The organism is Nitratireductor sp. XY-223 (assembly GCF_004959855.1).
GTDB lineage: Bacteria > Pseudomonadota > Alphaproteobacteria > Rhizobiales > Rhizobiaceae > Hoeflea_A.
In genome coordinates, this window is the sequence record NZ_SPNT01000026.1 from 1 (window position 1) to 21540 (window position 21540).

Sequence of the window (21540 nt, forward strand, 5' to 3'; positions counted from 1 at the left end):
TGTGCTAATCGTCTTCATGGTGTTGCTTCCTTTCAGGTTCAATGCCCTGAGCTTAATGCTCAGGGGAAGCAACGCCACCCAATCCTCAGTTCTTTTTCAACAGAGAACGGGACATCCCCGGAGCGACGCCGCACTCGGCCGGGCAGCATTGGAGCACTCTCTTTCCATGGCGAAATCAGGGCGGCTGAACCACAACCGTTTCAGGGCGCGCCTGCGCAAACACGGCATTGCCGGCGCCGCGGCCGAGAATGTTGCCAGGGGACAATCCAATGTGGCCTCCGTTGTCGCATCATGGCAAAATTCACGCGGTCACCGGCGCAACATGCTCGGCAACTACAGCCGCGCCGGCGTCGCTGTCGCCCGCGACCCGTCTTCCGGAAATCGCCCGTTCTGGACGATGATCCTGGCACGCTAACCGAGCCCGAACCGAGATTACGCGCTGTTACGGCAATTCAACCGATCGGCTCCGCACGGGTAGTTGCCAACATTACGCATATTTAATCGGTCGGTAAGGCGCACGCCATGGACCGTCCATGACAATACGGCCTCGATGACAATTGCGCGTATCGCGCTGTTTCGGAGAGGGATTTATGACGAAGAGGCTCGTACTTTTATTGGCCGGTGCTGGTGCCGTGGCCGCCGCCGGTTATGCCACGGCGGCAAGCAACCGGGTGGAAATCACTCAACGCGGCAACCAGATCTGCATCCGGTCCAACTCCATCCCGAACCATGCCACCGGCCAGTTCCCGAACCGCGGCAACCCGCACAGGATCCGCGCACAGAACATCAATGTGTGCGTGGACGCCAATCCGAAGAAAACCAACCGGGCGCGCGGTACGGGCCCGGGCGCGATCGGCATCGCCCTTAACGGCGTGCTGATCCGCCCGGGAACGGCGGACTATTGGGACCCCCGCTCACCGCGCGGCCACAGCCGCGACCGCAGATCGGGCTGGAACCTGGAAGGTATGGGATCCGCCCGCCAGCTCGGTATCGATTCCGCCAACGCACATGTCGACAATCGCGGGACGTACCACTATCACGGACGGCCGGTCAGCGCCCTCAAGACCAGGGGCGGCACGCAGATCGGATATGCCGCAGACGGGTTCGAGATCCACTATATCGGCGGGCGCGCGAAATCGGGCTACCGGCTGAAGAAGGGAAGCCGGCCATCGGGCCCCGGCGGCAAATACGACGGCAGCTACGTTGAGGATTGGGTCTATGTCGGCGGCGCCGGCACGCTTGATCAGTGCAATGGCGGTATGCTGAACGGCAAGTACGTCTATTTCGCAACCAATACCTACCCGTTCTACCCGCGCTGCTTCTTCGGCAGACCGAGTCCGAGTTTCCGCGGCCTTTGAAACGACTTCAGCCGGGCTAGACCCAATTGCCATTGCAAGTGACCGGTCCTGACAAAGGGCCGGTTTTGCGCTTTCGACCGGCATTCGGCTGTTAACGCTAAGTCAAGCATCTGTTTGACTTGGCAGGCTTTTCCACCCTTCTTTGAGGACATGAAACGCCCGCTGAATTGCGGATCGAAACCACGCTAGCAACGGGGGTCGGTAGCTTATGGGTGCGGACTACAATCTTTCATTGCCGTTTTTCAACGCCGCATCGAAGCATCCCGGCAGGCCGGTCCTTTATACGGACAAGGGGCACTGGACCTACGGGGAACTGGCAAAGACGGCAAAGCGCCTCGCCGGCCGCTTGGCACAGGAAGACGGTTCCGGCCGTGTGGGCATCCTCGGCACGCACAGTTTCGAGGCCTATGCGGGTATTCTCGCCACGCTGTGCGCGGGCAAGACCTATGTGCCGCTCAATCTGAAATGGCCGGAAGCACGCATTGCCGAGCTCCTGCGCCTCCTCGACCTTGAGGCGCTGATCGTCGATGCCAACGGCGCAGCCCTTTTGAGCGAGGCGGTACTCGCGGCCGCGCCGCCAACCATCGTCGTCGCCGACGCGGCGCTGTCCGATTACCCGGAACTGGGTGATCGGGCGGCGTCTTTTTCCGCGATCGATGCCATTTTCCTGGACAGGCCGGTACAGCGGGGACCCGACGACACCGCCTACATCCTCTACACCTCCGGTACCACGGGCATGCCGAAAGGTGTGGTGATTCACAATCTGGGCGTTTCGACCTATCTGGCGGAGACCCGCAAGTGGACGCGCTACTCCACCGAGGACCGTATTGCCGAAAGTTGCGACATCACGTTCGACCTGACCGTCCACAACATGTTCCTGTGCTGGGAGGCCGGTGCTTCCCTGCACGTCCTGTCGCCGCTCGACATGATGGCGCCGGCAAGGTTTATCAGGCGAAACGGGATCACGGCCTGGATGTCGGTGCCGACCCTGATCGGCATGATGCGGCGCACCGGCTCGCTGAAGCCCGGCATATTTCCGAGCCTTCGGATTTCCATATTCTGCGGCGAACCCCTCCCCCTCAGCGCTGCTCGGGCATGGGCGGAGGCTTCGCCGAACGGCAGTGTCGAGAATATCTACGGGCCCACTGAAGGGACGGTCGTCTGCATGCGCCAGACCCTGACGGAGCCCCCGGCGGTCACCGAGGAGCGCGGCATCCTGGCCATCGGCACAGCCTATGATTCCTTTGAAATCGCGATCTTCGACGACCGGCAGAACCGACTGCCGCCTGGCGAAGCCGGCGAAATCGCGCTTCGCGGCGCGCAACTCGCCAAGGGTTATTTCAACGCGCCGGAACAGGCCGCCGACCGCTTCCGGGTCATCGACGGCGACCGCTGGTACCTGACCGGCGATCTCGGGCGCCTCGATGACGAAGGCCGGTTCCATCACCTCGGCCGCACGGATAACCAGGTCAAACTCAAGGGCAACCGTGTCGAACTGGAAGAAGTCGAGATGCATCTTCGCGAGGCTGCGGGCAGCGAGCTTTCCGCCGTCGTTGCCTGGCCGGTCGAGGACGGGTCCGCGCAGGGCCTCGTCGCATTCACGGTCGAGACCGGACTGGACGAAAAGCGCATACAGGAACGCATGGCCCGGCATCTTCCCGGTTACATGGTGCCCGCATCCGTCCGGTTCACCGATGCCATGCCTCGGAACAACAACGGCAAAATCGATCGCCGCGCCCTGGTCGCCGAACTTGACCGGGAGGCAGCCGAGGCGTCCGCAGAAGCCGCGCAATGAGCATCGACACCGCCTATGGTTCGGCCACTCGCCATCCGGTCGCCCGGTTCTTTGCATGGCGACGGGCCTGGCTGGCGATGGACAAGAACGACCGTGCCATTGCCTTTGCGGCGACGCCCGCCGGTGTCCTGGCCATCCATGCCGGGTTCCTGCTGACCCTTGCGGTCAGCCTCGATCTCAGTGCCGGATTGCTTGCAATGACCGCCATGGCGCTGGCCGGGTGCGCGCTTTGGCCGGCGCGCAGAAAACTGGTCATTGCCGGTGCCGGCCTTGCCTATGTGACCCTCCGGCCCTTCCGCATCGAAGAGTGGAGCCAAACGGTGGAATCCCTCGCCACCGCCGTTCCGTTGCCGCCCGTGGCACTTCAGTCGGCGGCGGTCGCCCTGTTTCTGGCGATTGCCTGGATAGCGTTGGAAACGCAACGCCGCTTCGCGCACACGGGGATAGCCAAGCGCCCGGTGCGTGCGATGCTGGTCCTGTTCTTCGCCACGGTCGCCGCCGCCGCCACGCTTTCGCAAGGCAGCCTCGCGCACACCGGGCTATGGAGCTTCATCGGCGTCTGGGCGTCCTGCTTCTGGTTTTTCGCCTACGCGCTGGTTGACCAGAAAACCGGCGATCCCAGCGCCAACTATCAGCGCCTCGGCATGATGCGCCCGTTCTGGAGCGGCAGCGCGACACCCATCGGCAAGAATTTCGGATACCTGTCGAAATTCGAGGCGCACGATCCCAGCGAGCTCGCGGTGACGCGCCTGAAAGCCCTGAAGCTGGTTGTCTGGGCTGGCATTCTCAACGGCATCTATTTTCTGGCGGCACACGTCATACACGGCGCCGCCGCGGTCCCAACGCTGCAGGAAGCAATCCTCTTGCAGGCCGGCGGACAGGAGGCATCGCTCGGCGTGCGCTGGACCAGCCTCCTGTCCAATTATTTCCTCGACCTGCTGCTGATTTCCGTGTGGGGACACGCGATCGTGGCGGTGGTGCGCATGGTCGGTTACCGCATCCCGCGCAACACCTGGAACCCCATGGCGTCGCGGTCCATCTCGGAATTCTGGAACCGTTACTTCTTTTATTTCAAGGAGTTGCTGGTGGATTTCTTCTTCTATCCGGCGTTTCTGCGCTTCTTCAAGAAACAGCCGCGCCTGCGCATCGCCTTTGCCACGCTGTGCGCTGCCGGCTTCGGCAATTTCCTCTATCACTTCATGCGCGAGACTTATGTCTTCGCGTACACGCCGAATGTTGAAACCCTGCCGAAATTCTATAACGCCGGCTTCTACAGCCTGGTGCTGGCGACCGGTCTGATCGTATCGCAACTGCGCGGTCACCGGCCGAAGCCTGAGGACGGGTTCTACGCCTATCACGTGCGGCCCCGCCTTGGCGTCATGGCCTTCTTCTGCCTGCTCAAGATCTTCGACGACATAACCGGCGTCGGAACGCTTGGCGAGCGCTTCGCCTTCCTGTTCCGGCTTTTTGGAGTATGACGATGGACAATTCAGCCCACAACACAATCCGGGGCGCGATCGAAGCTATTCTCGCCGCCCGCGGCATCGACGGCCCGGTTTCGGATACCGACTCGCTGTTCATCAGCGGCCGTCTCGACTCGCTGGCTGCAACCGAGGTGATGATGATGCTTGAATCCGATTTCAATCTGGATCTCGCCGATCCCGATTTCGACATGTCGCGTCTCGACACCATCGCCGATCTCACCCGGCTGGTCACGGATATGGCCGCCTAGGCGGACTACCCCTCCACGGCGCGCAAGATCCTCTTCAGCGTGTCGTTCTGCTGTTGCTGAATGATCTCGATCGCCTTGAGGCGCTCGCGGATATCTCCGGAGCGCTGCTCCAGCCGGTCGACGCTGGTCTCGATTTCGCTGATGTCCGTCGCGTTGGCCGCCACATTGCTTTTCAGCGTTGCGTATCCGGCAATAAGACTGGCCGCCAATGTGCATATGCCCAGAAAGCCCGACCAGGGCAGCCCCCCGGGCCCGTTTCCACCGGCCATCAGACGGGCCTTCCGAACCGGGCGCGTGCGTGATTTCCGCGGGCGATGACGCAAACGAGGCTGCGGTCCTGGCGGTCCTTCGTGTGGTAAAACAGGACCCAGGCGCCGTCCCGCCCGGTGGTCAGTTCCAGTTCGCCTTCGCCGTTTTCGTGCCGCCCGCGCCACGCGCTTTGGTGACCGAGCTTGCGGAACAGGCCCTCGAACGATCCGTCGGCCACGCCGCACACCGGCATCGGCGCCGTTAGGAGTGGATTGCCGGTCTGAGAAATCGCAGAATCTGCAGATAACAGAACCGCCTGGAGCGCCGCCGCCAGGACAGTGCCAACCAATAGAAGCTTGCCGGTATTTCGCATCATTTCAGAATCCTCCCGATCAGCACCTTGCCCCCATCGACCAGGAACAACGAAGACACGATCCAGCCCGCCCATTGATCGAGAGGCGCGGGCAAAGCCGCAACGTTCCAGGTGAAATGAAAGAGGCTGTCGGCCACGACGGCCGAGAACCAGATCCCCAGCGGGATCACGAAAAAGAGCTGAAACCACCAGGTGCGGCTGACGAGAAGGTTCGCCTGCGCCTGCATGTGGGTCTTGATGATGGCGGCCTTGATGCGCTCGCGCTCAGTCGCGTTGTCCACCTTGTGGTCGACACTGTCGAGGATCCGGTCAAGTGTGCCGCCGGTCAGCCAGCCGAGCAGCGCGCCGCCGGCCTTAGCGATGAGGCCGGTCATCTAGCCGTCCTTTCCGCGCAGGCCGATCAGGCCGAGGCCGAAGGTGATCATGGCGGCGGGCGGCACCTCTGTCATGCGGGAAAGGACGTTGGCAGCCGGAGCGACCGCGGGGATTTCACCGCCGGCTGCGATGATGGTCCCGCAGGCGATGGCCGCAAAACCGGTCCACCATGTCACTGATTTCAGCTTGATGTATTTGGTGTTCATCGCTTTCCTCCAAAGATGGATGTGAGGCGCTTGACTAGAGCCGCCAGCCCGCCGCTGCTCGAAGTCGGAGAGACAGCCTCTGCATCTTCAGTTGATTTCGGCTTGGGTTCTGGTTCAGGAATCCGGACGTCCTCAAGCGGGCCTTTCGGCACGCCGCCCGCCTCCTTGATTACCGCCAGGAACGATCGGTAGTAGCCGGCGATCAGATCCCACTTGTCCGTGATGTTGACCGTGCGCCGTGCATTGCGCAGATCGTCATCGCCTGCGTCGGGCAGATAGTGCCGGATGCCGAAGCCCTTGCCGTTCCATCGGCCGTCGAGCAGACCACGGATCAGGATGCGGGCCCCGATGACCGGATCGAGCGCTTTGTCGGGGTCTTTGACGAGATCGACCCCTGCATCCGCGCTTGAGCGACGATAGTTGTCCAGCCATGTGAGCTGCACCTGGCCGCGACCGTAGTAAACGTGACCATACGGACCCTGCGGCCAGCAGTACCAGTCCTTGCCCTTGTGCCCGTAGTTCCGCTGCACATAGCGGCGCGCTTCGGCGTCCGATTTCTTGAAGCCCTCGCGGACGGGCACCATCTTGCGGCCCGTCTCGTGATAGGCCGTGGCCAGCGCATAGGCGAGCGTCTTGGCCCGCCCGTCGCCATGGGTTGCGAAGGCGTCGAGAATGCCCTCGACCCCCCTTACGCGCTGCCGGGATATGGACGTGCCGAACACGCCGCTCGAGCGACGCCGCAGCGCCGCATAGAATGCTGCACGGTTCATGGGTTTTCCTCCGGAATGAAGCGATATTTGGCGACGAGTTGTGTTGACGACACACGCTACCGACGGTAGGGGAGAGGCATATCTATTAAGCAGGTTCAGTATGGGTGTTTACGACAAGGCTTTTTATTCAAGCACAACCAAACTTTCGTTGAACGCCGCACGCAAAATTCTGCCACTTGTGTTTGAGATCGCGGCTCCGGACTCGGTATTCGATTTTGGTTGTGGTTCCGGCGCATGGCTTGCTGCGGCCAGGGAACTTGGAGTAGAAAATGTGTCCGGCATTGACGGCCCTTGGGTTGACGCGGCTTCCCTTATAATCGCTCCGGCTGAGTTTCAGGCCGTAGATTTCGAAAAGGACAGTTTTTCCGATATCGACGATGTCGACCTAGCGCTTTCGATTGAGGTGCTGGAGCACCTTTCGGATGAAACGGCAAAACGTTTGCTAAGTGCTGTCGCCGGACGCGCGAAGTTCATTCTGTTGTCGGTTGCGATACCTTTCCAAGGCGGGCGTAATCACATAAACGAACAGTGGCAGTCTTACTACGCCGGATACCTCAATGGCCTCGGTTATGTTTGCTGGGATGCCCTGCGTCCGCAGTTGTGGAATGACGCATCTATCCCATTCTGGTTGAAGCAGAATCTGCTGCTGTTTGTGCGTGACGATATCGCCAAAGATTTCCCTATCCCTGATACGCGACAACTCGATGTTGTACATCCAGACAACTACATCGCAAAAATCAGAAAACACAAATCTGACATAGAGTCGGAAAAGGGAAAACGCATCATAAAACGCCTTAGAAAATACATTGGCTTCGGCTCCGGCTGACACATCCGGTGCCGATTGGAGATCCTTCGACAGTGTCCACGCTGTGTATATATGCTCAATGCTAACCCAAAGCAGCAGAAACAATTCGCCATCGCGGCGGTAGGATGTCGCCCTGCGCGCCGTGGCTTGGGCAAATGCACTCGCTGCCGTTTCGTGTAGAGATGATCGATTTTTGATATCCATCCACTTATGCGTAATGCCAATGAGAGAAATTGCGCCCCTCGAACAGCACCAGGTTAAGAACAAAGTCCGTCGCAACAGGCGTTGGGGGTGGACGTGGCTGAACGTGCCGTCACCATAATCTATGAAGTCTACGAAAACTCCCTCTCGGTCACCATCCATTCGGGGTTATCAACGACAGGGGCCGGAACCATATTCCAGCCTCACATAAATCATCGACTACGTGGGCGCCGGTATAGTTATCGTGCCAATTTTGGTTTGTACCACCTGCTCTTACGCTTAACCCTTCCAGTATTTGACGCGTGTAAAGACCGCAGTACCATAGTTGTTCCCGTCGCCAAGACCCGTATTGGTCTTGGTATCGGAACATCGGTACTCAATTCTGTAAGTGTGGTTTGCCTCGACAGCAGCCCCACCGCCGCAAATCCCTCCATCGGCGAATGCTGTGCCCAGTCTTAGAATATCGCCCATTGCGACCTCCACGCTGTCGGTCACGTTGTAAAGGCGCGTTTGGACAAATCCACAGCCCTGAAAGGGGCACGTCCATTCAACCCATCCATTTTCTGTCACAGTGAATTCGTTGGATGCTATTGAAACGAGGCCATCAGGGTCACGGACTTCGGTGTTGAGATCTCGCGTTCCCCAAGAGCCGGACGTTGCTGTGCCGCCATCCGTACCCGAGGTTTTCTGATCTTCTATAACGGCGTTTGGCGCACCACCACCTCCCAACGCCTCAATCGCCTGCTTCGTTCTCTGAGGCGTCATCGCCTTTGTCGACGAGGTGCCTGCCTCCGCTTCGGCCTGCGAGGCCACATCCGCATTGATCGTGACATTGCCGGAAAGCGCGCCGCCGCCTGACAGAAGCGTGCCGGCGGAAACCGTCCGCGACGTCGGCACCTTTGCATCCAGCGCCGTCTGCTGCGCAGTGCTCACGGGTTTGTTGGCATCAGACGTATTGTCGACACTGCCGAGGCCGAGTGTCGCCCTGGCATTGCTTGCCGCCGTGTCGTCGATCAACGATGCGCCAAAGGTGCTGATCGTCGTGTTGGCCGGCAGGCTCAATGTCTTGATGTCGGGATCAACCTCGCTGTCCATCAGCGCGCCGGCAGCCGTCACATTGGCCGTGTCCGTCACGTCTGCACCACTCTCAACCCCCGCAAGCTTCGTCCGCTCGGCGGCGGTCATCACCTTGGCGCCTGCCGCCTCCGCCATGTTCGCCATGTCGAACGCATCGCCGCTTTTTGCCGTCGGGTCATAGACAGACGCGAGCATGTCGCCACTTCCGGGGCCGGCCGGCCCCTGCGGGCCCTGTGGCCCGGTTGGTCCGGTCTCCCCTTGCAGCCCCTGCGGACCCTGTGCTCCGGTCGCGCCGGTCGGCCCGGTGTCTCCTTGTAGCCCCTGCGGACCTGTCGCACCCGTGGCGCCGGTTGCGCCCTGAGGGCCGGTATCGCCCTGAGGCCCCTGCGCGCCGGTATCGCCGCGCGGAATCTCGAAATCCAGGGTGCCGTCCGCGTTCTTCGCAACACCGGCGCTCGATCCGGCCGCCCCGGTGGTCACCGTCCCGATCGAAAGGTCGGGCGCGTTGTCCAGGCCGTCGCCGGCATCGTTCCAGCCGATCAGCTTTCCGGCCTCCGGCTCCGGAAAATCCGGGCCTGACGTCGCCGACGATTTTTTCATCTTGACCGCCCGGTCAAGCTGCTCCTGCAGGCGCTGCGCCTGGCGTGCGTGGCGGTCGAACTGGCTTTCGAAGGCCTGCTCGCGGAAGGTGCCGACATCGTCGGCATCGGTTGCCTGCGTCAGCGGCTCGTTGCGGATAACGGTCACGGTCTCCGTCGCCGCCGGCGCGGCAATGAAGGTCACCGATCCGCCGCCGCCGTCCCCCGCACCCGAAACCGTATAGTGCGTGGAAATGGTCTGCAGCATTTCCGCCCCGCCCGCAGTCGTCAGATAGACCGAAAGGTGGCCCGCGTCCTCGAAATAATAGGGAAAGGCAAACACCGTCGTGCTGCCGTCGCCCGCAGCGCGGACGCGGTTGATCGTCGTTGAAATTGTCATGTTGACCTCTGTTGAACGAAAGAGGGCTGCCGTGAGACGCAGCCCTCATCTGGATAAATCTGCTCCGGGAAACCGCGCCTGTCGGCCGCCCGGCATGGTGCGCGGAGACGGAGCATCGGACCGCAACACTCGCATAATTTGAATCCCGGCACGATACGAAGTAAACCTCCGCTGACCTTCGCTCCCACGCACGCGCAGTATCGGGAGGCGTGTGTGCGTAGGTCCGGCGCGGGAACGAAGCCGGCCGGTCCACCGAAGGTCACAAGGGTTCGCAAGTCACGTTCGGACTTGTTATCTCATTCTCCGGCTTAATCCGGCCACGGCTCTTCGCGTATCCGGGATCAAATGTACGCGAAGGGTAGCAAGGGACAGGCACCCGGGTCTGTTGGTGGGTAGGCCGTCCATCCCGGAGTTTCCCGCTCCCACATCTGCCTTCTGGAACAAGGAAGCTTTTGTGCGTAGGCCGCAGGGGCACACCACTCCTGCGGTTCACCGGGCCACCGGCAATTTGCAACAGCCTTCGCGCACTTTCCCCTTCACGACCGCACACGTGCAAAGCGGGCTTCCGCCAGCACCAGCCAGCACCTCATGCCGCTCTCCAAAATCGTATTTCTCAACGCCCGTTTCACCGCTAAATTGCACCCGGCGCCGCTCACACTCTGGCATCCTATACCGGAGGGTCAGGGTGCGTAGCCCACGGGGAATGGCTATTCTCGTGGCGCACCGGGGCCACCCGCTTCCACCGCTGCAATCCCATATTGGGGGTTCTGCGGTGCGTCGATTGCCAGGTGTTCATGCACCTGGCTTTCACCGGGGCGGCCTTTTTCGGCATGGAACCGATCAACAAGAGGATCTAAGGTGCTGCTGGCTCCGGCTTAATCCAGCGACGCCTTTTCGTATCCGGGACAAATGTACGGATTGGTAAAGAGAGCAGAGCACCCGGGTTCTGCTGATGGATAGCTGACCATCCCGGAGCTTATCTTTCTCCCAGATCAACAAAATTCCGAAACCGAACCTCAACCCTTTGGTGCATTGACCTTTTTCTGCGCAATCTCTACTTTGATCGCGGGACGGTGAGTACCTATACGGGAAACGGAGTAATATCTGTTTGGACGTTCGTTGAAGCGCCGTTATACGGCGACGCAACCTAGCTCTTCCTCCGTCCCACCTACTTCGCGGACAACCAGCGCATTAAATTGCGTCACGAAGTCAGTTTGATTGCCTCTCAATCTGTGACTATATGTTCGCGGACCCTACCAAATTCGCAGCGGTAGGGACTTCGGTCGGTGCCGGGCGTGCACCTGGGGCTCACCTTCCCAAATCTACTGGAATTTGATTTTCTTCATTCAATCTTTAGAGCGTGTCTGGCTTAGATTGGATCATTTGACCGAGGCGATTTTGGTCTCTGGCTAGGCGGATTGCGCGCCGTGGTGCCATCCCACCACAAGCGCGAGCCAACGACGCGAGAGGCCAAAATCGCCCGGCCCGATCATCTTTGAATTCCAACACGACAGGCCTCACTAGGGTGGGGAAAATCGACCCATCGGACGTCGTTGCGCCACTTGCCCGATGCTCAGCATCGCGCTGCGCGACGCGCCTAGCCGAATGGACCGATTTTCCGCCATCAAATGCTTCAATCTAAGCCAGACACGCTCTAAGTGCATTGACCGCCTGCTCTTCAATTCCTATGTTGTGCTCGGGACGGTGTGCACCCTATGGGTTAGCCGAGCACCCCGTCGGGAAACGGATTAACCTTCGTTTGGACGTAAGCTAAAGTGCCGCTTTCAAAGCGGTGATGCAGCAGGGGCTATGCCCCGTCCCACCTAAAGGATCGGCACATCGTTTTTATTGCGAAGTCGGTTTGATAGTTTCGCCTTTTGTTACTATATGATTGAGGGCCCTACCCAATCCGTACGCGAAAGGGACTTCGGTCGGTGTCAGGCGTGCACCTAGGGCTCACCTTCCCAAATCTTTTTGCTGCCAGTCTTGTTTAGGGTTCTCCGTAGAATAGTTCTGTTCGGTTTGCCTACATGCTTTGTGCTCTCTGGAAATCCGGTTGTTACGCCATGGTATTGATCACGCCTAAGCAAACGATCAAGCCATGACCCACGCTGAAACTCGGTAATAATGTACCTATTAGCCTCTCCCTTACCGGGTTCTTTGACCAGCATGACCCTACCGTTGGCCTGTTCAATGACGGTCGTTCGGCCTTTTGCCACGTCTTCAACTAGATCAAATGCGATCCGATAGCCCAGTTCGCGTGCTCTCTGATGCTTCTCAGGTGTGATATGAAGCGCTCCGAACCCCTCCTTGCCGGATTCACCAACCTCCATCCTGACGGGACCCTGCGGTACTCGTCCGTCCGATGCGCGATCCACTCCGGGAGGCATGTGACCCAAATCTACACTACCATCGGAACCTCGATAAAATCTTTGGTTCCCTATTCTCTCTAACCATCTACCTTGGTTCGAAAATCCCTGCAGGCTTGTTGACAGAGTATCCGACCCAATTTCGCTCCCAACAAACTTTCCGCCAAAACCAACCGCACCCGCTCCCAAGCCCAGCGCTGCACCAATCGGGGCATCGCGCACGGCCTCGCGCGCTCTTTTGGCTATACCGCCTTCGCCAGAGCCGTAACCGTAGGCAGCGCCGGCCGCACCACCCTCCAGCGCTGAGTAGCCAAGAGTTGGCAAGAATCCCTTGCCGGCTGTCGCAGCATTCGCAGTAAGCGATAGGCCGGAACGGGCTATTCCAGTTCCGCCTAGCACTCCGCCCGCGATCTGACCCGCCAGACGCGCTCTGCCTCCGGTTCCGTCAATCGCCCGCTGGCGTTCAAGTTCCGTTTCGTAGTTCTTGCCGAACAGCGCACCCACACGCGCGGCGATCTCGTCCGATGTGCCGAAGGTCAGGGTATCCGCCGCACCGCGAACAGCATTGTCCAGATTGGTGATGTCACGGCGCATCCTGCTGCCAGGCAGGCCCAGGGCGTTCAACGCGTCATATGTTGCATTGCCCACGCGCTCGAATAGGGATGGTTCATAGCTGCGTAGCGCCGCCACAGCTTTCGCCTCATCTGGCGCCTCAACCTCGAAGCGTCCGCCCGGCGTTTCGATTTCGAATGTGGGCACTAGTCTTTTCTCCGGATGCGCATGCCGTTTTCGATGTCTTTCCAGCCGTCGTCTGCAGCGCCTGCGTTCCGATCCGGTTCATCGACACTTGAACCCGCGGCAAGCGATCCGTTTAGGCGGTCGTCCAGTTCAGCCAGCAAGGTCAGACGTTCGGCAAGCGACAGGGCGGCAAATCTCGGATCTGGCGCGGTGATCACCACGCTCTCCCGCAATCGGAAGGCCGCGCGCGCCGCCTTGGCCATCTGGGCCAACTCGTCCGAAGGGATTTTGCGCACGCGGCGAAACTCCAGCTCTTGCCGGTCGTAAGACTGAAGCGCGGGTGTGCTCTCCCCGCCGGCGGCTAGGACAAGCGAACGGTCCCCGTCGGCAGCCCGGTCGAACAGGCCGATGCCGCCTTCCGGCAGCAAGACGAGGTCGCCGCGCCGGGGCTTGGCGGTGGCGGTTGCCCAATCGCCCAATTGATAGGCCAGGCCCGGAGTAAGGTATGCCACCGTCGCCAGAGCCATGTCGCCTGCCTCCGTCGCCGTACCGGGCTGACCAAAGGCCTTGACCACAAACCGTTCAACAACGCGCCCGGCATCATCGCCGCCAGTCAGTGACCGCGCGATATCGCGTGGCCGGGCGAGCGGGTTCGGACCGCCCTCCCCGCCGGCGCCGGATCCGGCGTTGTCAGCAACGAATTTGGTTCCAAGCATTCCGTCCATGAGCCGTTCCGGATCCGTTCCGGCAATGCGCGACGCGGCGGTCCAGGCTAGTTCCTTCCCGAACTGTATCGCCAACTTCCGGCTGCCATCCATCGGCAGCACGGAAAGGCCGAGCAGTTCGTCAAGCTGCTCCCGGGCGTTGACGAAGCTCTCCATGGAGAGGTCGACATCGTCCAGGATTCCCGCCGCCAGGCGGACCGTTTCGGCTTCGTAGAAACCGATCGACTGGTTGCGCTCGGTTTCCGCGGCCCGCTGCAAAACCGGCTCGGCGCGGGTGCGGATCATGTCCCTGACTGCCGGCTGCTCCTCCAGCGGAAACGCCGCCACCGCCTTGTCGATTTCCGGCTCCACGACCTCCTTGTTGTAGGCCTGGTAAAAGCCGGCGCCGTCCGGTTCGATGGTCTCGCGTCGCGCAATGAGACCCTTCTTCAAAGCGGTTTGCACATCCAGGACAGCGCGAACTTTCCCGAAGGATTCTCGGGCGCGCTGGCGTTCCTTGTGCCTTTGCTGATGTGTGCCCCCATCGGGATCGTTTTCGTTCGTGCCCAGCGGCAGCGATGCGATCGTTCGTCCCAGCCCCTGAAGGGCCCGTCCGAGATGGTCGTTGGCCTGCACGCGCGGCATCCCGCCACGATCCGTGTCGAGCGTTCGCTGTGCCGTATAGATCGGTATGCGTGGCATGTGTCACCCGGTTGTTTTCTATACCTTCGCTGCGCCCTCGATCATCGGCGCTATAAAGCCGAAAGGCGCTGCCGCCATGATCGACCGTGCGTTCGCGCGGCTTTGCTGGGCGCGGAACAGTTCGTTTGAAGCGCGCGTTTCCGCGCCGTAGCGGATCGCGCCGATGTCGAGTGTCGCCTCGGCCGCCGAGTCCTCGATGATGTTGCCGGGACTGCCGGTTAGCTGGACACCAGAGGCTCCATAATTTGCGATTTGTTGCCCGTGAAGCCGGCGCGCCTTGTCGGTCGCCCGCGCGCCCTCGAAGGCGCCGCGCTGGCGTTCCATGGCCGCCTGCCGTTCATGAAACTGTGCCTGCGAGCGCGCCGCGGCGGCCTGGTTGCGCGCGCTGACCAGGCTGCCGATGCCGGTGATAACGCCGCCGATGAGAGGTGTGCACATGTCAGGGTTCTCCTTCCACGGATGCGATAATGCTGCGGATGGTGGCCGGATAGGCGCGGTCGGAGCGCAGAACCACGACCCCGCCATTCGACCAGTTGTCCTCGGCCGCGACGGATTTCACACCGGTAAACAGCGCCCGCTCGCTTTCAAGGTTTTCAGAGGTTGCGCGAAACAGGTATTCGAACTGTCGCAGTGCGGACCCCGCCTTGATGTAGGCGGTCTCGAGAAGATCGAGCGCCACGGAGACGACGCGTGCGCGCCGGCCGATCGACGCGCCGTCCCGGTTGCCGGTCTGCGCCATGCGCAGCGTCTCGGCAACGCTTTCATAGCGCAGGCCAAATGTGACCTTGTTTGCCGCGATTCCGCCGGGCAGTGTGAAGGCGCCACCGGAGACCGTAGCATCGCCGATATCAACACCGTCGGCAATGACCCCGACCGTCGCACCTTCAAGATGCGATGCGCCGCTTATGGTCGTTGCCGGGCTGCCGTTGGTCACGGTCAGCGCGCTATCCAGGAAAACACCGTCCGAGATCGCACCGCCGTCAAACGGCATTTCGAGATATTCCACGTATCGCCTGCTCTGCCCATTGATGGTGCGCCGCACGATCATCCACAGGCGGTCGCCGCTCTCGACTGGAACGATGCACGCGCTCTCCACAATCCCGGTTTCCGAGGCACTTCCGCCGGCGATTATGTGCCTCGAAATGCCGACGACTTTCTGCGCCCTGTCGTAGGTGGTCGCGGTCAATGTGCCGTCCTTCAAGCCGCACCAGATCATGCTGTCGGGAAATTCCTGGTAGGCCATGAAGGAAATGCCCGGCTTGAAGGCATGCGCGGACAGCACGGTCAGTTCCGGCGAGAGATAGCCATTGACGTCGTAGGAATAGGAAAACTCATGCAGCGCCGATTTGTGAAAACCGCCATAGACGACCGTGTTGCCGATCGTTACCGGCTGCACCGCGGTTGCGCCCGTCGTCGTCTGCTGGCGCTGCTGGATGTTGGTGGACGAGAACGCTTCGGCGCTCGACGCCGGCCCGAGCGTGCGCATCGACCCGCTGGTGCCGATGACGAGATCGCCGCTTTCACGGATAAAGGATATCGCATTGAGGCGCCCGCCCGTCATGGTGATCGACATGCCGTCTGACGCTTCGGCCGGCGTGCTCTCGCCGAAATTGTCGAAGCGCAGGGACTGGGAAAGCCACACCGTTCGCGGCTGCGTATCGGTCCGGCCGAAGGCCAGGCGCTCCTGGTAGAAACCCACCGTGTGCGGCCAGCCGCTCTGATCAGACCATGCACCCAGCGCCCAGACCACGATCGGCGACGTGTCCGGCAGGGCCTGACCATGCAGCCGGATCTTGACCACTGTCGTCGAGGTGACGGCCGTGATTTCCGCCCACCGCCATATCCCGTCGCCGCCGAGAAGGCGGATCAGCCGGCCGACATCGGTCGATTGAAAGCCCGTATCGTTGTTGATTCCCGTCGTCGACGAGGCCGTCAGGTCAAAGGGCGTCTGGTCACTTGCCTTCTGATGGATGGCCAGCTCCGCCATATCGGAACTCGTGCCGTCTGCCCCGCCGCCGCCGGAAAATTTCAGGCGATAGTATTCATACGCCGTGTTGTTCTCGAATTCGAAATAGCGTGTCTCCGATCCCGACCAGCCGGTTTCCCCGTCGCGGCTGTCGAGCGTTACCCAGTTGCTGCCGTCGTTCGAACCCTGAAACTCCCATTGAGCGATGTAGTCGGCATGCTGCGCGGTGTTCTTTGATGCCGTGAGCCAGTAGGCGTCCGCGATCTTTTGCTCGCCATTCGGGAACTGGTACTGGACGGTGCCATCGGATCCGCTGCTGATCGTGATGGTCGAGATCTTGTTCCGGTTGAACAACAGGTACGAGTTGGTGCCCGCCGACCCGCTCGCCGTCCCCTCCGGCGCGGTGTTCGACGTCATCTGCGGCGTGATGTGGCCGGTCTCGGCCGGTGTCAGTGTCGTCGATGTGGTGTTTTCTTCCAGAAACGGTCCGTCCTGGAATCCGAACGCGGCGAACGACCAGTTCGTTTCGCTGGTCCTGCGCAGTTCCTGCGGCGCATAGGAGCCGTGCACCATGTAAAGCACGTCGGCGCTTTGCGTGTGGTCGATGGCGCCGATATCGGCCAGCGCATAGGGCGAGGCGATCTCGTAGGGGCTGCCGCCGCTCTCGACCTGCCCGTCAAGCGCGAAGAAACGGCAATACTGATCGCCATGCTCGACCGCATAGGCCTGGGTCTCGCTGAAAGCGAACGGAAACAGACGGCAGGCGTCGTTGCTGTCCTTGACCTCGGCGACGAAGACCGAACCGGACCGTCGGCGCAAGCCGCCCTGTTTGAGCACGTAGAAATTCTCGCACCTGGCGAGCCCCATGCGGTAGTGGTCGATGTCGACGCGGCCGTGCAGTGCCGGCGCCAGTTCGCCGCGGCTGAAGGTCGCCTGGATCGGATAGACGGTCATGTTATCCCCGCACCGCGATCACGTCGTTCGTGTCGGCGCGCTCGAGCGAACCCTGCAGGCCATCGATGCGCCTGGCGCGCTTCAGCTCGCTGTCGAAACGGCCGGAGGCGAATTGCGCGTAGCTGGCCTTGCCGGTCACCGCATGGGCGAGATTGGCGGCGAGGAACGACGCGAAGGCCGTCACCGCCAGCGGCGACCACAGGCCGAGTTCCTCGACGCGCCGCACATAGCGGATTTTCAAGGGCGCCGTCGCATCTGTCAGGATATGACCGTTCTCGATCTCGTGGGCGATGTTCGCCCCGCCGAAGAGACCGCCCTCCTTCAGCGGCAACAGCCGCAGGCAGTCGCCCGGCAACAGGTACTTGTAATCCCAGCCGAAAAACGGCGTCTCGGCACTGGCCGGCAGGCTCACCCGGCTCACCGCGAAATTCCACGGATGAGCGGCGAGGAAGGCGTCGCGCAGCGCGTCGAAATTGCGCTTGAAGCGGCGCGCGTTCGGCTCGTCGTCCTCGATGGAGGAAATCGGCCCCTCGTGCAGGATGTCGAGCGCCATGTTGCAGACGCCCGTTTCGGTCATCGCTGAGGTCATTGAGGTTCCTTACAGAAGCGCCAGAAGGTTCGATGCGGCGATGGTCGTGTTGGCTGACAGGACACGCGTCGCGGCAACGGGAAGCGCGGTGCCTGCAGCCAGGCCCTTGAAGGTCGCGGTGCCGCCGTCGGCGAGAACCACCGACAGGTCCCCGGCGGCGCCGGCATAGACGGCGCGGCTGGTGAAGTCGAAATCGGTGTCCAGCGTCACGGCATGCGCGGTGCGGAAGGGCGAGCGCACGTCGCCGCTTTTACTCTTGAACGGATCGATGGTCATTTGCTGCCCCCTGCCCTGGTCCGGCGTTTGGCGGCCCGCGTTGCCGCGGCCTGGTTCCGGCGGCCGATCTCGGCCACCTCGTCATTCAGCTTGCGGCGCTGTTCGGCCTTGCCGTCATCCGCCGGAACCAGATGGGCAATCCCTTCGGGTCCGTCCGCCAGCCGCTTCAGGTGATTGCGGCGCACGACATCATTGCCATCGAGGATGGCTTTCTTGCTGGTCATATCCTGTCTCCGGAAAAGCCGGGGGCCGAAGCCCCCGTTTGGTTGGCAGATCAGCCGGCATTCACATCGAGCTGCGCGAGCTTGATGTTCTTGCGGTCGTAGACCCGGTCCCAGTTGGCGGCGGTGGCGAGTTCCGCCTCCGTCGGCGAGATGCCGGCGCAGGAGGAATCGGTCCACTTGACGCCGCGCGGGTGCAGGATGCAGTGGCGGCGCGTGACCATGTTGGTCTGGCCGCCGCCATTGCCCTTCAGCGGCGAGCGGTCGTATTCGAGCGCCTGGTCGGCATCGAGTGCCGCCGAGGCGTAGCCGAAGGCGCCGCGGCCGAAGAGGAAGCAGGTGTATTTGCTGGCATTGGTGCCGGCCGTGACCGGCATCTGGTCGTCGACGATGACCAGCCGCCCCTTGTAGTAAGGGATTTCCTTTTCCAGCTTCGAATCCTGCACATAGTCGATGTCGTCATTGTCCTGCACGGACAAAAACACCGAGGAATGCATGGCTATCGCCACCACGTCACCCAGCCGGTCGCCCATCGTCTGGCAAGCCCGGTCGAAGGCCGAGCGCGAGAACTTGTTGGCGGCCGTCGGCGAAGCGATGTCCTGGTAGACCGAGTAGATCATGTCGGAGCTGTCATTCGCCGCGTTGTCGGCGAAGACGCCGCGGCAGGCGGCGATCAGCATGGTCTGCTCGGCGCCCATCCAGTCCTCGGAGAGGTGCTTCAGGACATGGCCCTCCGGGTCCTTGCGGTTACCCGTCGCCATGACGCCGGCGATGTCCATGTGCGAATAGGCCTTGGCCCAGTAGTGCTTGACCGCCTGGTCCTTGCTCGCCGTGATCTTGCGCGGCGTGATCTCCGCCGCGTCGTCGTCGGAGACGATGTCCGGAGCGCTGCGGGAAAGATAATCCCAGAACGGCATGTTGATCAGCCGCCCGCCGGCGTTGAGCTGCGATTGCACCTCTTTCGGCGGGCTTTCCAGGATGCCGGAGCGCACGAAGATGTTCCGCTCCGGAAATTCCTCTTCCATATACGCGAGGTAAACCTCCGGCGTGATGATGTCCGTTTGTTTGGTCGTTGCCATTTACGTTCTTCCTTGATGGCTGCGCGCCTGACCGGTTCAGCGTCAGAGCTTGTAGGTGCGCGGGTCCTTGCCCGCGGCCCGGATCAGGTTGCGCGCGCGTTGCGGGTCATCGCGAATGATGGCGTTCTGCTCCCCCCAGTTCTTGCTGTCGTCGGCAAAGGGGTTCTTGCCGCCGCCCTGGCCGGTCACCATGTGGTCTTCGGTGAAGAAGTCCCGGCCGACCCTGGAGAGAGCGATCACGAGATTGGGCGCGGTGATCTGGTCGAACGGATCGATCACCCCACTTTCTTTCAGCTCGTGCATGAGGTCGTCGCCGCCGAGCGCATTCACCGCCTTGCTGAAATACTCCTGGTTGGCGTTGAAGGCGTCGCTGCCGGGACGGCCCCAGTTCTCCTCGAGGGTCTTGCTGGCCGAGCGCAGCGTCTCCTCATAGAACTGCTGGCTCTCCTGCCGCCGGCCTTCGACGGCCCGCGCGGCATTCTGCATGAACCAGTCATGGGCCTTCGCCGAGACTTGCGCGGGCAGTTTCATCTCGTGAGAGAAGTCCCGCCAGGCGTCGACGAAGTCGGCATCGTAGGGCATGTCCTCGGGCAGCCCCTCGGGCAGCGCGTACTCATAGCCGGATGGATCGTCCGGCCGCAGCCGTTCGGTCACCCGGTCGTAGAATCCGGCCACGTCCTCTTCCGAAGCGTCCTCGCCCGGCAGGCGGACGGAACGGCCGATGAGGCTTTCCATCTCGCGGGATTTGGTGACGAGCCCCGAAAGAAGCTCCTGCGGGGTTTCGCCGCCGATCCCGTTCGCGTCGATCCAGTTCCGGCTGTCTCCATCGAGACCGGACAGAAGATCCGAGGCAAGAACCGCCGACCCTTCAGCGGCCTCACCGTTTCCAGCATCCAGGCTGCCCGCCGAGGCGGACCCTTCAGACATCGTCATGAGTATGTTCCTTGTGTTGTGTGCTGCCGCGGCCCGGAGAGGACCGCGAACGAACGCGAAAGCCGCACGGCTTGAACCGTGCGGAGAAGCAGCCGCCACACCGCGCGGTTCGGCGCGGCGTATGTCAGCTAAATTGTTTGCGTAAAAGCGCCCTGGCGGCCCGACAGTGTAAGCGTCCGGCGCGGGCGCAGGAATGCGATGTTACGTTTGTTGTCTGCGTTTATAGGGAATTTGCGGACAGACAGCGATCCCATTGAGCCGCTGCACGAAGCCCATGCAGCCCAGGCGCCCATATAGTCCTGATTATTATTGTTTTTTCCAGAAAAATGCGTATCGGTTATTCGGTTGGATTTTTGCTTTCACCGGCCAAACCTGGTTGCCGGTGGCCGCGCGATGTCGTGAAGCCTTGTGGCGCCCTTGACCCGCGGCACCTTGCCACCCATCAGCATGCGCAAGAGGTTGGGCGAGAACGGCCGGTTCTTCGGATCGAGCGCAGAGAGATCGCCGGAGAGCAGACGGTGGAGGTTGGGATCCAGCCCGAGCTTTTGCACTCGCCCGGTTTTCTCGCCGTTACTGGCAAGTGGAGTTGGCCTCTTTTGAACTTGTCCTGTTTTCGCTTTGGAATAATCTTTGAAAGTCTGTTCCACGATTTCCGGCCGCACGCCATGAAGAGGCAAGCGTCTGACATCATATCCGGCAATATCATGTGTCCTCGGGTCCATTTCTGCGTCCAATATGAGACGGCCGCTCCCCAGCGGGGCCGACTGTGATTTCCACACATGCTGCGCAACATAGTCTGCAAATTGATCGTTTGTGATGCTGTCACCAAAGATCTCATGGGCTTCACGCGCCAGTAGAATTCCCTCGTAGTTGTTCCAGTAGTCCATGAGATGCTGCTCGAGCGGATTACTTGCGAACCACTCATTCAGGTACCCCGGCGCAAGCGTCTGAGTGACGGCGGCCTCTTCCGGGGGATGTCCCGTTCTCTGTTGAAAAAGGAACGGGCAGCGTTGCGGTTTCATGATTAGGCGGCCTGCGCCATGTCGTCAACCTGGTTGCTGTCGCCCGATCCTGCGCCATGTCTGTGGAG

Annotated in this window: 22 protein-coding genes; 6 read left to right on the top strand and 16 right to left on the bottom strand. The window is 61.3% G+C overall.

Translation table 11 applies throughout. The features are described from left to right. The first annotated feature begins 55 nt into the window (after positions 1-55). The 5 genes from E4M07_RS29770 to E4M07_RS27885 all read left to right on the top strand — a co-directional run bounded on the left by E4M07_RS29770 (position 56) and on the right by E4M07_RS27885 (position 4885). Complete coding sequence (locus tag E4M07_RS29770; protein ID WP_281405008.1) at positions 56-415, top strand: CAP domain-containing protein; 360 nt, start codon at positions 56-58, stop codon at positions 413-415. A 175-nt stretch (positions 416-590) separates the two neighbouring features. Then, the gene (locus tag E4M07_RS27870; protein WP_136661693.1) at positions 591-1358 is read left to right on the top strand and encodes a YHYH protein; all 768 of its coding nucleotides are present in this window, start codon (positions 591-593) and stop codon (positions 1356-1358) included. A gap of 208 nt (positions 1359-1566) precedes the next feature. Beyond that, entirely contained in the window at positions 1567-3153 is a 1587-nt protein-coding gene (locus E4M07_RS27875; protein WP_136661694.1) for an AMP-binding protein, read from the top strand. Beyond that, positions 3150-4631: a hypothetical protein gene (locus E4M07_RS27880; protein WP_136661695.1), complete on the top strand. Its 1482-nt coding sequence runs from the start codon at positions 3150-3152 to the stop codon at positions 4629-4631. Before E4M07_RS27875 ends, E4M07_RS27880 begins: the two co-directional genes overlap by 4 nt. 2 nt (positions 4632-4633) lie before the next feature. After that, positions 4634-4885: a phosphopantetheine-binding protein gene (locus tag E4M07_RS27885; protein ID WP_169054447.1), complete on the top strand. Its 252-nt coding sequence runs from the start codon at positions 4634-4636 to the stop codon at positions 4883-4885. A 5-nt stretch (positions 4886-4890) separates the two neighbouring features. Here E4M07_RS27885 and E4M07_RS27890 read toward each other — a convergent pair whose 3' ends face one another. Genes E4M07_RS27890 through E4M07_RS27910 form a run of 5 tightly spaced genes read right to left on the bottom strand, consistent with a single transcriptional unit; the run spans position 4891 to position 6858 of the window. After that, positions 4891-5154, bottom strand: coding sequence for a hypothetical protein (locus E4M07_RS27890; protein ID WP_136661697.1), 264 nt, complete (start codon positions 5152-5154; stop codon positions 4891-4893). Continuing rightward, positions 5154-5510 (bottom strand): hypothetical protein, encoded by a 357-nt coding sequence (locus E4M07_RS27895; protein WP_136661698.1) that lies wholly within the window; start codon positions 5508-5510, stop codon positions 5154-5156. The genes E4M07_RS27890 and E4M07_RS27895 overlap by 1 nt, the downstream gene beginning before the upstream one ends. Beyond that, positions 5507-5881: a hypothetical protein gene (locus E4M07_RS27900; RefSeq protein WP_136661699.1), complete on the bottom strand. Its 375-nt coding sequence runs from the start codon at positions 5879-5881 to the stop codon at positions 5507-5509. The genes E4M07_RS27895 and E4M07_RS27900 overlap by 4 nt, the downstream gene beginning before the upstream one ends. Continuing rightward, positions 5882-6088, bottom strand: a complete 207-nt coding sequence (locus E4M07_RS27905) for a hypothetical protein (protein WP_136661700.1) — start codon at positions 6086-6088, stop codon at positions 5882-5884. It abuts the gene before it with no gap. Continuing rightward, positions 6085-6858 (bottom strand): glycoside hydrolase family 19 protein, encoded by a 774-nt coding sequence (locus E4M07_RS27910; RefSeq protein ID WP_136661701.1) that lies wholly within the window; start codon positions 6856-6858, stop codon positions 6085-6087. The genes E4M07_RS27905 and E4M07_RS27910 overlap by 4 nt, the downstream gene beginning before the upstream one ends. A gap of 100 nt (positions 6859-6958) precedes the next feature. Between E4M07_RS27910 and E4M07_RS27915 the strand changes: the two genes are divergently transcribed. Next, on the top strand, positions 6959-7684 hold the full coding sequence (locus E4M07_RS27915; RefSeq protein ID WP_136661702.1) for a class I SAM-dependent methyltransferase: 726 nt from the start codon (positions 6959-6961) through the stop codon (positions 7682-7684). A 459-nt stretch (positions 7685-8143) separates the two neighbouring features. On the opposite strand, the gene E4M07_RS29965 is transcribed toward E4M07_RS27915, so the two are convergent. From E4M07_RS29965 to E4M07_RS27970, 11 genes are all read right to left on the bottom strand, one after another. Further along, positions 8144-9919, bottom strand: a complete 1776-nt coding sequence (locus E4M07_RS29965) for a hypothetical protein (protein ID WP_281405007.1) — start codon at positions 9917-9919, stop codon at positions 8144-8146. A 1949-nt stretch (positions 9920-11868) separates the two neighbouring features. Continuing rightward, positions 11869-13047 carry a hypothetical protein gene (locus E4M07_RS27925; RefSeq protein WP_136661703.1) on the bottom strand — a complete coding sequence of 393 codons (1179 nt, stop codon included), beginning with the start codon at positions 13045-13047 and terminating at the stop codon, positions 11869-11871. Further along, positions 13047-14432, bottom strand: coding sequence for a hypothetical protein (locus tag E4M07_RS27930; RefSeq protein WP_136661704.1), 1386 nt, complete (start codon positions 14430-14432; stop codon positions 13047-13049). Before E4M07_RS27930 ends, E4M07_RS27925 begins: the two co-directional genes overlap by 1 nt. A gap of 18 nt (positions 14433-14450) precedes the next feature. Further along, on the bottom strand, positions 14451-14870 hold the full coding sequence (locus E4M07_RS27935) for a hypothetical protein (protein ID WP_136661705.1): 420 nt from the start codon (positions 14868-14870) through the stop codon (positions 14451-14453). 1 nt (position 14871) lies between these two features. Next, entirely contained in the window at positions 14872-17352 is a 2481-nt protein-coding gene (locus tag E4M07_RS27940) for a hypothetical protein (protein ID WP_136661706.1), read from the bottom strand. Position 17353: 1 nt separating this feature from the next. Then, positions 17354-17941, bottom strand: coding sequence for a hypothetical protein (locus E4M07_RS27945; protein WP_136661707.1), 588 nt, complete (start codon positions 17939-17941; stop codon positions 17354-17356). Between the two features lie 9 nt (positions 17942-17950). After that, on the bottom strand, positions 17951-18217 hold the full coding sequence (locus tag E4M07_RS27950; RefSeq protein WP_136661708.1) for a hypothetical protein: 267 nt from the start codon (positions 18215-18217) through the stop codon (positions 17951-17953). Then, positions 18214-18441 (bottom strand): hypothetical protein, encoded by a 228-nt coding sequence (locus E4M07_RS27955; RefSeq protein ID WP_136661709.1) that lies wholly within the window; start codon positions 18439-18441, stop codon positions 18214-18216. Before E4M07_RS27955 ends, E4M07_RS27950 begins: the two co-directional genes overlap by 4 nt. A 50-nt stretch (positions 18442-18491) precedes the next feature. Further along, on the bottom strand, positions 18492-19517 hold the full coding sequence (locus tag E4M07_RS27960; protein WP_136661710.1) for a major capsid protein: 1026 nt from the start codon (positions 19515-19517) through the stop codon (positions 18492-18494). A 42-nt stretch (positions 19518-19559) separates the two neighbouring features. Beyond that, the gene (locus E4M07_RS27965; RefSeq protein ID WP_136661711.1) at positions 19560-20450 is read right to left on the bottom strand and encodes a hypothetical protein; all 891 of its coding nucleotides are present in this window, start codon (positions 20448-20450) and stop codon (positions 19560-19562) included. Between the two features lie 359 nt (positions 20451-20809). Next, the gene (locus tag E4M07_RS27970) at positions 20810-21472 is read right to left on the bottom strand and encodes a hypothetical protein (RefSeq protein WP_136661712.1); all 663 of its coding nucleotides are present in this window, start codon (positions 21470-21472) and stop codon (positions 20810-20812) included. Between the last annotated feature and the right edge of the window lie 68 nt (positions 21473-21540).